At 57.8% G+C, this 12,810-nt stretch carries 10 protein-coding genes; 6 read left to right on the forward strand and 4 right to left on the reverse strand.

Features of this window, described 5'->3' with window-relative positions; translation table 11 throughout:
- Positions 1-468 precede the first annotated feature (468 nt).
- Together QZH36_RS09130 and QZH36_RS09135 are read right to left on the reverse strand one after the other, a co-directional pair.
- Complete coding sequence (locus QZH36_RS09130) at positions 469-1,686, reverse strand: MFS transporter (RefSeq protein WP_253458388.1); 1,218 nt, start codon at positions 1,684-1,686, stop codon at positions 469-471.
- Positions 1,687-1,891: 205 nt separating this feature from the next.
- Positions 1,892-2,167, reverse strand: a complete 276-nt coding sequence (locus tag QZH36_RS09135) for an Rdx family protein (RefSeq protein ID WP_253458390.1) — start codon at positions 2,165-2,167, stop codon at positions 1,892-1,894.
- A gap of 245 nt (positions 2,168-2,412) precedes the next feature.
- On the opposite strand from QZH36_RS09135, the gene QZH36_RS09140 reads away from it, so the two are divergent.
- The 5 genes from QZH36_RS09140 to QZH36_RS09160 all read left to right on the forward strand — a co-directional run bounded on the left by QZH36_RS09140 (position 2,413) and on the right by QZH36_RS09160 (position 8,497).
- Positions 2,413-4,785, forward strand: a complete 2,373-nt coding sequence (locus tag QZH36_RS09140) for a TonB-dependent receptor domain-containing protein (RefSeq protein WP_301730028.1) — start codon at positions 2,413-2,415, stop codon at positions 4,783-4,785.
- Positions 4,786-4,892: 107 nt separating this feature from the next.
- The gene (locus QZH36_RS09145) at positions 4,893-5,921 is read left to right on the forward strand and encodes a hemin-degrading factor (protein ID WP_301730029.1); all 1,029 of its coding nucleotides are present in this window, start codon (positions 4,893-4,895) and stop codon (positions 5,919-5,921) included.
- Complete coding sequence (locus tag QZH36_RS09150) at positions 5,918-6,736, forward strand: heme/hemin ABC transporter substrate-binding protein (RefSeq protein WP_253458396.1); 819 nt, start codon at positions 5,918-5,920, stop codon at positions 6,734-6,736. Before QZH36_RS09145 ends, QZH36_RS09150 begins: the two co-directional genes overlap by 4 nt.
- On the forward strand, positions 6,733-7,731 hold the full coding sequence (locus QZH36_RS09155; protein WP_301250606.1) for a FecCD family ABC transporter permease: 999 nt from the start codon (positions 6,733-6,735) through the stop codon (positions 7,729-7,731). Before QZH36_RS09150 ends, QZH36_RS09155 begins: the two co-directional genes overlap by 4 nt.
- Positions 7,724-8,497 (forward strand): heme ABC transporter ATP-binding protein, encoded by a 774-nt coding sequence (locus QZH36_RS09160; RefSeq protein ID WP_301250605.1) that lies wholly within the window; start codon positions 7,724-7,726, stop codon positions 8,495-8,497. Before QZH36_RS09155 ends, QZH36_RS09160 begins: the two co-directional genes overlap by 8 nt.
- A gap of 8 nt (positions 8,498-8,505) precedes the next feature.
- Here the strand turns inward: QZH36_RS09160 and mrdA2 are convergent, their stop codons facing one another.
- On the reverse strand, positions 8,506-10,401 hold the full coding sequence (gene mrdA2 / locus QZH36_RS09165) for a peptidoglycan DD-transpeptidase MrdA2 (protein ID WP_253458402.1): 1,896 nt from the start codon (positions 10,399-10,401) through the stop codon (positions 8,506-8,508).
- Between the two features lie 596 nt (positions 10,402-10,997).
- Here mrdA2 and QZH36_RS09170 point away from each other — a divergent pair.
- Entirely contained in the window at positions 10,998-12,098 is a 1,101-nt protein-coding gene (locus tag QZH36_RS09170; protein WP_253458406.1) for an NADH:flavin oxidoreductase/NADH oxidase, read from the forward strand.
- Between the two features lie 37 nt (positions 12,099-12,135).
- On the opposite strand, the gene QZH36_RS09175 is transcribed toward QZH36_RS09170, so the two are convergent.
- Positions 12,136-12,774, reverse strand: coding sequence for a helix-turn-helix domain-containing protein (locus QZH36_RS09175; RefSeq protein WP_253458409.1), 639 nt, complete (start codon positions 12,772-12,774; stop codon positions 12,136-12,138).
- Positions 12,775-12,810: the final 36 nt, after the last annotated feature.

The raw sequence follows: 12,810 nt of genomic DNA on the forward strand, positions 1-12,810 counted from the left end.
AACAGGATGAAATTTGCATTCGGTTCTCACCAGAAAATGTTGGAAAATCAATTAAATATAATATTTACACTAAATTTCGATGGTCAATTGATAAGAGAAAAATTTTTTTGAGAACAAAATGATGAAACATGAACTTTGGACAAATGAAGAAGGGCTGAATTTTTTTGTCTTGCAGGCCCACAGGGGAATTCTGCTCGTCAATTACTGGAGCCAGGCTACAGATTAGTGTGGGCATGTGATGCAGATTCTCATCTTGAAGCAATGAAAAAATATTATGCGTTTCGTCGCTGGGGAAAATATCAGGCTGATTTCCCTGAACAGGATAGTAAGACCTATAAAGAAATGGGATGGGAATGAAAAATTATAACGGCCATAACAGAGCGACCCTGTATTTTGATTTTCCCATGACGTCCGCTCCCACAAAGCGGACGTCACTTAAACATTCAGGGAACCCGATCACGCCATCTTTTAAATCAAATCGGTGGCGCCAATCGCGCTTTTTTTACGGTCGGCCACTTCCTTCAGCAGGGCGAAAGCAAAGATCACCATCCCCATCAGCGGCAGAACGGCGCCATAGCTGGCGGTCTGCGTCATCGGATAGCCCTGCTGCACCACCCAGGCACCCAGAAACGCACCCAGCGCGTTGGCGATATTAAAGGCGGAGTGATTCAGCGTCGCGGCGAGCGTTTGCGCTTTTCCGGCCACCTGCATCAGACGCACCTGTAGCGGCGCGCACAGCGCCAGATTGGTGCCGATCAGGAAAGCCCCCAGCAGCAGGCCGCTGACGGAAGAGACCATCAGCGGGAACAGGGTCAGCACCAGCACGCTCCAGGCCAGAATACAAAAAATAGAGAGCATGATTTTGCGGTCGGCCAGCTTGCCGCCAGCCAGATTGCCCAACACCATGCCCAGACCAAAAGCGAACAGCACCACCGGCAGCCAGAGCGTAGAGAGGTGCGCGGCCAGCGTCAGGATCGGCGTGATATAGCTGATCACGGCAAACATGCCGCCAAAGCCGATAGCCGCGATGCCCAGCGTCAGCCAGATGCGGCTGTTCGCCAGCCCGCGGATCTCTTTCAGCGGCGAGCTTTGCGCTTCCTCATGCTGCTGTGGGAAAAGTTTAAAAATCAGCAGCGCATCGGCCAGCGACAGCAGCGACACGCAGGCAAAGGCCCAGCGCCAGTCCAGGTGTTCGCCCAGCAGCGTCGCCGCGGGATTCCCCAGCAATGAGGCCAGCGTCAGGCCGAGCATGACTTTGCCCACCGCCTGACCGCGCCGGTTTTCTTCCACCAGCGAAGCGGCCGCCAGCGCCGCCACGCCAAGAAAAGCGCCGTGCGGCAGGCCGCTAAGAAAACGGGAAATCACCAGCGCGTGGGCGCTGTCCGCCAGCATGCTGCTGACGTTGCCGCCTAAAAATAGCGTGATAAAAATCATCAGCTGATGCTTGCGGCTAAGGCGCGCGGTGCTCAGGGAAAACAGCGGCGCGCCGATCACCACGCCCAGCGCGTAGTAGCTGATAAAACGGCTGCCTTCGGCCAGGCTGACGTGCATCGCTGCGCTGACCTGCGGCAGCAGGCCCATGATCACAAATTCGCTCAGGCCGATGGCGAAGGCGCCCAGCGCCAGGGCAAACAGCAGCGGGCCGACGGCGCGCGCCGCAGGGGAAGTTGGGTTTTCAATAGTCATAAAAAGTCTTAATAAGAGAGGCTAAAACCTGTGCACAACGCGTGACGGGGACGATGAGGGCAGGGCAGGCAAGAGTAGTTATTATTGCCGGCTGGCAGCGTGCCGCCGGAAGGCGCTGAGTTTACCGTGTAGCGGCAGGGATAAACAAGCCGGGCCGCGTGGATGGCCCGTCAAAACGTTAGCGCAGGGCGCTTTATTCGGCTGGCTATCTGTCTATATGACCCAAATCCCGCTCGGGAAAACAGTAGTTCCGCACGCGCTGCTTCAGCTCTTTCACTTCCGGAAAGCCGCCATCCACTTTGCGATCCCACAGCAGATGACCGTCAACGGCAATTTGATAGATGCCGCCCGTGCCCGGCACCAGCGTGACCGAAGCTAAATCGGTGCCAAAAGTATGCAGTAGCTCCTGCGCCATCCAGCCCGCGCGCAGCAGCCAGTTGCATTGGGAGCAGTAGTGAATAGTGATGGCAGGCGTTGTCATTAGCGTAGTCCGGCAAAAAAGGGGAGCACCATCTTCTGGTCGGTGAGAGGCGCTGTCAAGCCCGCAACTGCTTGCCTTTTCCCGGATTGTGAATTCTTTATGGAGATTGTTGATAACATAAATCAATATGATTATCATTCGCATTTATTAAGGTCAGGGATCGACTATAACCAGGCGCGGCGGGCGTCAGTAACGCTTTTGGCAGTGATGTGAGTCGATACTAATAAAGAAAAAGGCTTACCAGCATGTACAAGAATCAGTGTTCTCAGGGAATTTTCCATCGATCCGTGCTGTTTACGGCACTGGCGGCGGCCGGTTTATCATCAGGTGCGCAGGCGGCGGACGCGCGTGCCGCAAATGAGCAGCTGACCGTTGCCGACACGCACAGCGAACCACAGATGGTGGTCACCGCGCCCCGACAGGTAAAAGAGGCGGGCAGCCAGACCACCCTCACCGCAGCGGAAATGCAAAAAAAAGGGGCTAACGACTTCGGCTCGGTAATGCGTTATGAACCGTTGATCGGCGCGACCGGTGCCAGCGGCGGATCGGGCGCGGGCAAAAGCGGTTTCGATCGCGGCGGCTATACCGGCTACAACATTCGCGGCCTGGAAAGCAACCGCGTGGGGCTGGAGGTGGACGGCATTCCGCAGCCGGAAGCGGCCGGGCGCAGCTACGCCAGCCGCGCAGGTCTGAACACCTTCGGCATTGGCCGCGATTATATCGATCCTTATCTCTACGGTCTGGTAGAGATAGAATCCGGCGCGACCTCTACGGAAAAAGCCAACAACGCCATTGGCGGCGCGGTCTCCTTCCTGCCGAAATCGGCAGATGACTACCTGTCGCCCTATAAATCGACTTATTTCGGCTATCAGTCCGACTACGACTCCGCCAACCGCAGCTGGCACAACGGCATAACCGCTGCGGCAGGTGATGCCACGCTGCGCGGCGTGTTCGTTTACAGCCGTCGCGACGGCCAGCAAACGCGCAATAACAGCGATACGCTGGCGGCTTATCCGGCCAACTGGCATTCAAACGCGCTGCTGGCTTCCGGCATCTGGCAGCCCAACGACGAGCACAAGCTGACCGGCACCGTCGATTATTATGACAAAACCAACCACACCCATTACGACTCGTGGGACAGCAGCGGCAACACCATCTGGGGAACCGCGCAGCAGCAAAGCAATACCCGCCGCTGGGGCATCAGCCTGAAGGATGAGTGGACGCCGACCAGCGATTTGCTCGACAGCCTGACCTCCCGACTTTATTACCAGCAGACGCAGGCGCACGACAATACCCTGATGCCTGCCAGCGCGACGGCGATGGAGCGGGTTTATTCCGATTACAATGTGGAGATCTGGGGCGTGGAAACCCGGCTGATAAAAACCTTGGGACGCCACGAGCTGAGCGGCGGCCTGAACGCGACCGTCACCGACACGCAGCGGCCGTTCCGCCAGACGCCTGCGCCCAGCCAGTACAGCGTCATCATGCAGCCGCAGGCCGACAGCCGCGGCTATCTGGCGGGCGGTTACCTTCAGGATAAAATCCACTTCGATCTGAACGGTCACGACTTCAGCGCGGTGCCGGGCGTGCGTATCGCTTACCAAAGCATCAGGCCGCAAAACCTGAGCAGCCTGGCCACCGGCAGCACGGCTATTACCGAAGCGGATCTGCAAAAGCTTTACGGGCAGAAAAATAGCGATACGCAGGTGCTGCCATCGCTGAGCCTGAACTACGATCTGACGCCGGATCTGATGACGTATGTGCTCTACAAGCGCGGCGCGCAGTTCCCCAACGCCAGCCAGCTGTACGGCTCCTGGAACCTCGGCTCCAGCTATGCGGGATCCGCGCAGTACGCGCTGATCGGCAACAGCGCGTTAAAAACGGAAACCAGCGATAACCTGGAGTGGGGGCTGAAAGGCGAGGCGGCGAAAGGCGTATCGCTGAATGCCGCCATGTTCTACAACACCTACGACAACTTTATTGCCTATACCCGCTACACGCGCGCCGGCAGTCCGGCGAAGTTCAGCCGGGTGCCGTCGAATATTTACACTATCTATCAGGCAGAAAACCGTGATAAAGCTTTTATCTGGGGCGGCCAGCTTAGCACCAGGCTTGATGTCGGCAGCTGGTTTAGCGAGGTTAACGGCCTGAGCGCCACCTTTGCGCTGGGCTACAGCGAAGGCAAATCAAAATCCAGCTACGCTGGCGACAGCTATGTCGATTTAGACAGCGTGGCGCCGGTCAAAGCGATAGTGGGCGTAGCCTGGGACGATCCGGCAAAAGTCTACGGCGCTGCGGTAACGGCGACCTTTGTTAAGGGCAAGCGGGCGACCGAAACCAATCGCGAAAGCTACAGCAACAGCGGCGCGGCGCTGGCCGGGTCGGACGAGGAATACAGCCGCGTGCCGGGTTACGGCATGGTGGATATGACCGCCTGGTGGCAGGCGGCGAAAAACGTGCGCGTCAGCGGCGGTATCTATAACCTGACCGATCGTAAATATTGGGATTATCTGAGCAGCCGCAACCTGACGGAAAGCACGCGACAGGATGCCTTTGATAAAGCGCTGGCGGTGATGCCGGGCCGCACCTTCCAGCTGGGCGTCAATGTGGATTTCTGACCGCCTTAACTTTGCCCCGAGCTCGAGGCTTAATGGCGTAGCGGTAATGCCGGTTTCACAGTTAAGGCAACTTTGCCCCGCGCGCGGGGCTTAATGGAGAACAAGCGATGAACCTTTTACAGCGTTACAGGCAGCTTAAAGCCGACCACCCAAAAAAATACGCCCGCGACCTGGCCGCGCTGCTGGACGTCAGCGAAGCCGAGCTGACCCATGCCCGCACCGCTTTCGACGCGGCGGCGCTGCGACCGGATTTCAGTGCGCTGCTGGCCGCGCTGGAAGCGGTGGGCGAAACCAAATCGATTACCCGCAACGCCTTTGCCGTGCATGAACAAATTGGCCGCTACGAGAATTTGCATCTGGGCGGCCACGCCGGGCTGGTTCTGAACCCGCGCGCGCTGGATCAGCGGATCTTTCCGCAGCGCTGGAAAAGCGCCTATGCGTTGCGTGAGGAGACGGCGCGCGGCGAACGTCACAGCATTCAGATTTTTGACGCGCACGGCGACGCGGTACTGAAAATTTACGCCACGCCCAACACCGATATGGCGGCCTGGCAGGCGCTGATCGCCGACTATCGCCTGACGGAAACGCCGGAGCTGGAGGTGATCCCGGTGATGCCCACCAGCATTAGTCCGCAGCCTGACAGCGCGGCTATTGAACAGCAATGGCGGGCGATGACTAACGTGCATCAGTTTTTCGGCCTGCTGAACCGGCACGGCGTTTCGCGCCAGCAGGCTTTCCGCGCCGTTCCCGACGATCTGGCGCAGCGGGTGGACAACAGCGCGCCCGGCGAGCTGCTACGGCAGGCCAGCCAGGACGGCAACGAGATCATGATTTTCGTCGGCAATCGCGGCTGCGTGCAGATCTTTACCGGCGTGGTGGAGAAGCCGGTGTGGAGGGAAAACTGGCTGAACATTTTCAATCCCACCTTTACGCTGCATCTGATGGCGGATCGCATAGCGGAAAGCTGGATCACCCGTAAGCCCACGGCTGACGGCTTTGTCACCAGCCTGGAGCTGTTTGCCGCCGACGGCACGCAGATCGCCCAGCTGTTTGGTCAGCGCACCGAGGGCCAGCCGGAACAGGCGCGCTGGCGCGAGCAGATCGCCGGGCTGACGAAGCAAGGAGCGACGGTATGAGGCTGTGGCTGATAGCGCTGCTGGCGCTGCCTTTTGCGCTGATGGCGGAAGAGCGAGTGGTAACGATCGGCGGCGACGTCACTGAGATTGTCTACGCGCTGGACGCCCAGCAAACTTTGGTAGCACGGGACTCCACCAGCCTGCGGCCCGCGCTGGCGACCAAACTGCCGGACGTGGGCTATATGCGTCAGCTGAATGCGGAAGGCATCCTGGCGATGCGGCCCACGCTGGTTATCGCCAGCGAGCTGGCTAAACCCTCGCTGGCCTTACAGCAGGTTGAGCAGGCCGGGGTCAGGGTGGTCACGGTAACGGGCGAGCCGACGCTCCAGGCGATCCATAAAAAAATCGCTACCGTTGCAGGCGCGCTGCATAAAGAAGAGGAAGGCAAAGCGCTGGACGCCAGGCTGGACAGCCAGCTGGCCGCAATGGCGAAAAAACCGCTGCCGGTCAAAGTGCTGTTTATCCTTAATCATAGCGGCATGAAGGCGATGGCGGCGGGAACGGAGACGGCGGCGGACAGCGCCATTCGCAGCGCGGGGCTGATTAACGCCATGGGGCAGGTGCCGCGCTACCAGCCGTTGACCCAGGAAGGTATCGTGGCCAGCGCGCCGCAGCTGGTGGTGATTGGCAAAGACGGCCTGAAGGCGATGGGCGATGAAGAGCGTATCTGGCAGCTGCCGGGACTGGCGCTGACGCCTGCGGGCAAGCAGCGCAACCTGCTGGTGGTGGACGATATGGCGCTGCTGGGCTTTGGTCTGCAAACGCCGGGCGCTATCGGCAAACTGCGTAAAGCGGCGGAAGCGACGCTGCCATGAGGAAAATGACGTCGCGCGGGCTGGGGATCATGCTTGCGCTGACGGTGGCGACGGCGCTGTTTGCTGCCAGCATGGGCGCGATGCGGCTGTCGCTGCCGATGGTCTGGCAGGCGTCCGCCGACAGCCTGGTCTGGCAGATTTGGTGGACTATCCGCCTGCCGCGCGTGCTGCTGGCGGTGCTGGTCGGCAGCGCGCTGGCGGTTTCCGGCGCGACCCTGCAGGGGCTGTTTCGCAATCCGCTGGCCGATCCCGGCCTGTTGGGGATCAGCAGCGGCGCGTCGCTGGCGCTGGCGCTGGCCGTAGTGATGCCGCTGACGCTGCCTGCCGTGCTGGCTTTATGGTGGCCGATGCTGGCCGCCTTTGTCGGCAGCCTGGCCGTGACCCTGATGATTTTTTTGCTCAGCCGTCACGGCCGCACCACGCTCTCTCGCCTGCTGCTGGCGGGCATCGCTATCAACGCGCTCTGCGGCGCAGCGGTCGGCTTGCTCTCCTGGATCGGCAACGATCAGCAGCTGCGTCAGCTTTCGCTGTGGGGTATGGGATCGCTGGGACAGGCGCAGTGGTCAACGGTGCTGGCCAGCGCCGCGTTGATCCTGCCGGCGCTGCTGGCGACGCAGTGGCAGGCAAAGCGGCTCAATCTGCTGCAGCTGGGTGATGAAGAGGCGCACTATCTGGGCGTCGATGTGCAACGCACGCAGCGCATCGTACTGGTGCTCAGCGCGCTGATGGTGGCCGCAGCGGTGGCGGTCAGCGGCGTGATCGGTTTTATCGGCCTGGTGGTGCCGCACCTGATCCGGCTGGGCACCGGCGGCGATCATCGCTGGCTGCTGCCCGCTTCGGCGCTGCTCGGCGCCATACTGCTGCTGATAGCCGATACGCTGGCGCGCACGCTGGTGGCGCCTGCCGAAATGCCGGTTGGCCTGCTGACCAGCCTGCTGGGCGCGCCGTGGTTCTTATGGCTGATTTTGCGTCGGCGGGAGGGCGAATATGACTGATGCTTTACAGGCGCTCGATCTTTCCTGCCGCTCAGGGGCGCGGCTGCTGATCGATCGGGTTTCGCTGACGCTGACGCCGGGCGAAATGGTCGCTCTGATTGGCCCGAACGGGGCGGGGAAATCCACGCTGCTGCGGCTGCTGACGGGCTATCTCTCGCCGGATTCAGGTCAGTGCCTGCTGAACGGCCAGGCGCTGGATAGCTGGCCGCGCGATCGGCTGGCGCGCGTCAGGGCGGTGATGAGGCAGCAAAGCCACGTCGAGTTTCCGCTCAGCGTGCGCGAGGTGGTGGCGATGGGACGTGCGCCCTGGCCTGGCCGAGCCAGTGCGTCGATGCTGGACGAAGTGATGCAGCTGACCGGCTGCGACGAGCTGGCCACGCGCGACTATCGACGGCTTTCCGGCGGCGAACAGCAGCGTGTGCAGCTGGCGAGGGCGCTGGCGCAGCTCTGGCACGACGATGGCCCGCGCGGCTGGTTATTTTTAGACGAGCCGACCTCGGCGCTGGATCTCTACCATCAGCAGCATGCGCTGCGTTTGCTGCATCGACTCAGCCGTAAAGGGCAGCTGGCGGTTTGCTGCGTGCTGCACGATCTGAACCTGGCGGCGCTGTGGTCCGACAGCATGCTGCTGCTGCACGAGGGCAGGCGAGTCGCCAGCGGCACGCCAGCGGAAGTGATGACCGAACCGACGCTGACGCGCTGGTATCGGGCCGAGCTACAGGTTTATCATCACGGCCCCACGCCGCAGCTTATGCTGCGGCGCTAGCGGCCGGGCTATTGCGCGGTCAGGTTGCTCTGTGGATCGGCGGTAGGGGCCATCGGTTTAACATCCGGCGGCAGGAAGATGTGGTCGAGAATATTTCTTACCAGCGGCGCGGCCGTGACGCCGTTGATGCCGCCGTTTTCCAGGATCAGCGCTATCGCCACTTTGGGCTTATCGAAAGGCGCAAAGGCGGTATAGAAAATATGGTCGCGCAGGCGGATCGGGATCGTTTTGGCGTTGTAGATCTGATTCTGCTTCAGGCCGAACACCTGCGAGGTGCCGCTTTTCGCCGCAATGCCGTAAGGCGCGGTATGGAAATATTTATAGCCGGTGCCGTTTGGCGCGTTGGCCATGCCGAACATGGCGCGGCGTACGATCCCCCAGTACGGCGAGTCAGGATCGCCGACCTGCTGAGCGGGCAGCGTCGGCTGCCAAAGGCTGACGTTTTTACCCTGTTTTTCCTCATACATCAGGTGAGGCTGGATAACGCGCCCGTTATTAATAAGCGTGGCCATCGCTTTCACCATCTGGATTGGCGTGGCAATCCAGTAGCCCTGGCCGATGCCGACGGAAACGGTATCGCCCTGATACCAGCTCTTTTTATGCACCTTTTGCTTCCATTCGCGGCCTGGCAGCAGGCCGTTGTACTCCTCGTTGAGATCGATGCCGGTGGATTTACCGTAGCCGAACTGGCTGAGCATGGTATGAATGCGATCGATACCCATCATAAAGGCCACCTGATAAAAGAAGGTGTCCGCCGACTCTTCTATCGCGCGGGTTACGTCCAGCATCCCGTGTCCGGTTTTTTTCCAGTCGCGGTATTTGCGCTCGGTGCCCGGTAGCGTCCAGGTCGGCGCGCCGTAGAAGCTGGTTTGCGGCGTAATGACGTGATTCAGCAGTGCCGACATCGCCATATAAGGCTTAACGGTGGAGGCTGGCGGATAAAGCCCTTGGGTTACGCGGTTGATAAGCGGCAGATCTTTATTAGCCAACAGCGACTTGTAGGCTTTATAGCTGATGCCCTTCACAAAAGGGTTGGGATCGTAGCTGGGACTGGACACCATCGCCAGCACCTCGCCGGTTTTGGGATTTTCAATCAGGACGGCGGCCCGCTGGCCTGGCAGCTGCGTCTCCACGTACTGCTGTAAAGGAAGATCCAGCGTCAAATAAATATTTTTACCGGCAACGGGCGGCACCTCTTTCAGCACGCGGATCACCCGGCCGTGGTTATCCACTTCCACTTCCTGATAGCCGGTTTTGCCATGCAGTACCGATTCGTAATAACCTTCAATCCCCTGTTTGCCAATATTATGGTCGGCGGCGTAGTTCTCGCTAATCCCTTCTTTATCCAGCCTTTTATAATCGCTGTCGTTTATTTTAGAGACGTACCCCACCACGTGTGCCAGATCCGGGCCGTAGGGGTACTGGCGATCTTCATAACTGTTGATATCGACGCCGGTATACTTGAATTGATTAACAGAGAAACGGGCCACTTCTTCCGCCGATAGCTCGGTTTTCAACACCACCGGCTTGTAGCGGCTGGCGTTGTGCAGATTATGGGTAAACGTCTCGATATCGTCGGCAGAAAGATCGACTATTGGCGTCAGTTCAGCCAGTAACGCCTTCATATCATGCACTTTATAAGGCACAACTTCGATGTCATACCAGGTAACATTTTTTACCAGCGGCGTACCGTTACGGTCGAAAATAATCCCACGCGTGGGCGCGATGGGGATCATCTTGATATCGTTTTGATTGGAGCGCGTTTGATAGTACTGATTTTGCTCAATCTGCAGATGCCAGAGATTGATGCCAAGCGTGACAAAACCCGCCAGCACAACGCCAAAGGCCACCAGTGCCCTGCGAACAAACAGCTTTTCTTCTTCTGCAAAATCTCTGAATTTCATTCACTGCCAATCAGGTAGTCTTTTATTTACCCGCTACATGATAGAGATTACGCAACAAATCACGACCTGAAAGATGCGTCCCGGCCAGGTAAAGTGTGACATTTGTTGAAGTTGTAACAGAATGGCTGCCTTTTTTAAAAGAGTGATGATTATTACCGCTGCCGCTGCTCATAAATAATATTTATTTTTTCCGCCTTCTGGCGAAAATTTATGACCATTAAACGAGAATGCTGTTTCTGCTGATAACGCGCCGTGACTATAAAATTCAAATTATTTTTCCGCTCTGTTTATTATTTTTGGCTATCAGCCATACGCGGCTAATTCGACGTGGGCGTTTTATATTTTTTACGAACAGGCCTCTTTGGAGCAGTCTGAGTCCGTTACCCAAATTTATTGCTGATTTTGCCTGGCCTGCGGAAAGCCGCCTGCGTTAAGCGGAAAAGATCGGCCTGTGACCACGGCTGACGCTGATACCCACCCTGCGTACAGCATCAGCATTAACCGCTTAGTGAAGTTGCCAGCATTGGCGTAATAATCGACCGACATGACGTTGTCATCAGGCAACCTGTTTTACCGCCATCCATTAAGAGGTTTTTATGTCAGGGTTATTTTCCCCTTTTACCTTAAAAGACGTGACGTTACGCAACCGTATCGCCGTACCGCCAATGTGTCAGTACAGCGCTGAAGATGGGCTGAGCAACGAGTGGCACCGCGTTCATTATGCCAGCCTGGCCCGTGGCGGCGCAGGTCTGGTGATTGTCGAGGCGACGGCGGTTGCGCCGGAAGGGCGTATCACGCCCGGCTGCCTCGGTATCTGGAACGACGAGCAGGCTGAGAAACTGGCGATCATCGCCCGTGATATCAAGGCGGCAGGCGCGGTGCCGGGTATTCAGATTGCCCATGCGGGCCGCAAAGCCAGCGCTAACCGTCCGTGGGAAGGCGACGATCATATCGCGAAAACCGACCCGCGCGGCTGGGAAACGCTGTCGCCGTCCGCTACCGCTTTCGGTGCTAACCTGCCGCAGGTGCCGCACGAAATGACGCTGGAAGAGATTGCCCGCGTTCGCGATGATTTTGCCGTGGCGGCACAGCGCGCGCGTGATGCCGGCTTCGAGTGGCTGGAGCTGCATTTCGCACATGGCTATCTGGCACAGAGCTTCTTCTCCGTGCACGCTAACCAGCGTCAGGATCAATATGGCGGCGATTTCGAAGGGCGCAGCCGCTTCCTGCTGGAAACGCTGGCTGCCGTACGTACACAGTGGCCGGATAACCTGCCGCTGACGGCGCGTTTCGGCGTGATTGAATACGACGGTCGTGACGAAGAGACGCTGACAGAGGCGATTACGCTGACGAAAAAATTCCGCGAAGGCGGCCTGGATCTGCTCAGCGTCAGCATCGGCTTCTCCACGCCGGACGCTAATATTCCGTGGGGCCCCGCTTTCCTGGCGCCAGTTGCCGAGCGCGTGCGCCGTGAAGCGGATATTCCGGTGGCTTCCGCGTGGGGTATTGATGCGCCGTTAATTGCTAACGAAGCCGTTGAGAAAGGTCAGCTGGATCTGGTCATGGTTGGTAAAGCACACCTGGCCAACCCTAACTGGTCCTATCAGGCCGCGCGGGCGCTGAAAAAAGAGCAGCCTTCATGGGTGCTGCCAGCGCCTTATGCACACTGGCTGGAGCGCTATCGCGTTAGCGAGTAAAACCCTGGCAGAAGGTCTGGCGACCTTCTGCCGCTTTCTACTGTAGCCGGGAAAGCGACGATGCTGCGCGCCACGATGGCGGATCCCGCAACCCCAGATAGCTCTTGTTGAAGCCGGAATAAAGATTAAGAATTTCTTTATAGCAGACCAGTGCCATATCGTTGATTTTCATCATCCCCAGTTTGCGTACCGCATTCTGCTTATGCGAGCTAATTGTTTTAACCGAAATATTAAGTTTTCGGGAAATAAAGATAGCCGAGTGGCCGGAAGCCAGCTCTTTCAGGATCAGCGTTTCCTTTCGGGAGAGCTGATTGTAGTGTGAAGCTTCATAGTTCGGGATAGCTTTTAATAAAGGAATGTATTTTTTAAAGGTGCTTTTCTTGGAGATAAGCCAGTAAGGATGAAAGCCTTTATGCTCATCCTGTAAGGGAAGGTCGACAATAAAAACAATATTGATACCGAAATAATCAATATTTTTCGCCATGCCCAGTTTGGTATGGCAATTAGTAAAGTTGATATCAATGATCACGGTATCTTCTTTTGTTAACTTACCGGGGCGGAATTGAGTTAGCCAGCCTTCATAGCTAAATCCTTGCATCGCTATGCCATTTGCCGCCAGAAAGTATTTTAGCCCGGCCACAAAGTACATATCGTCGGAAATAACATATATGCACATAAATCCCTCTTTATCCTGTCCCTGTTACAGCTGAAA

Source organism: Erwinia wuhanensis (assembly GCF_030484085.1).
Classification (GTDB): Bacteria; Pseudomonadota; Gammaproteobacteria; order Enterobacterales; family Enterobacteriaceae; genus Erwinia; species Erwinia aeris.

Coding starts and splice junctions, on each gene's coding strand:
- QZH36_RS09150 (WP_253458396.1), top strand. CDS start 5,918: ATGAGGCTGTGGCTGATAGCGCTGCTGGCGCTGCCTTTTGCGCTGATG.
- QZH36_RS09175 (WP_253458409.1), bottom strand. CDS start 12,774: ATGTGCATATATGTTATTTCCGACGATATGTACTTTGTGGCCGGGCTA.
- QZH36_RS09130 (WP_253458388.1), bottom strand. CDS start 1,686: ATGACTATTGAAAACCCAACTTCCCCTGCGGCGCGCGCCGTCGGCCCG.
- QZH36_RS09140 (WP_301730028.1), top strand. CDS start 2,413: ATGTACAAGAATCAGTGTTCTCAGGGAATTTTCCATCGATCCGTGCTG.
- QZH36_RS09160 (WP_301250605.1), top strand. CDS start 7,724: ATGACTGATGCTTTACAGGCGCTCGATCTTTCCTGCCGCTCAGGGGCG.
- QZH36_RS09155 (WP_301250606.1), top strand. CDS start 6,733: ATGAGGAAAATGACGTCGCGCGGGCTGGGGATCATGCTTGCGCTGACG.
- mrdA2 (WP_253458402.1), bottom strand. CDS start 10,401: ATGAAATTCAGAGATTTTGCAGAAGAAGAAAAGCTGTTTGTTCGCAGG.
- QZH36_RS09170 (WP_253458406.1), top strand. CDS start 10,998: ATGTCAGGGTTATTTTCCCCTTTTACCTTAAAAGACGTGACGTTACGC.
- QZH36_RS09135 (WP_253458390.1), bottom strand. CDS start 2,167: ATGACAACGCCTGCCATCACTATTCACTACTGCTCCCAATGCAACTGG.
- QZH36_RS09145 (WP_301730029.1), top strand. CDS start 4,893: ATGAACCTTTTACAGCGTTACAGGCAGCTTAAAGCCGACCACCCAAAA.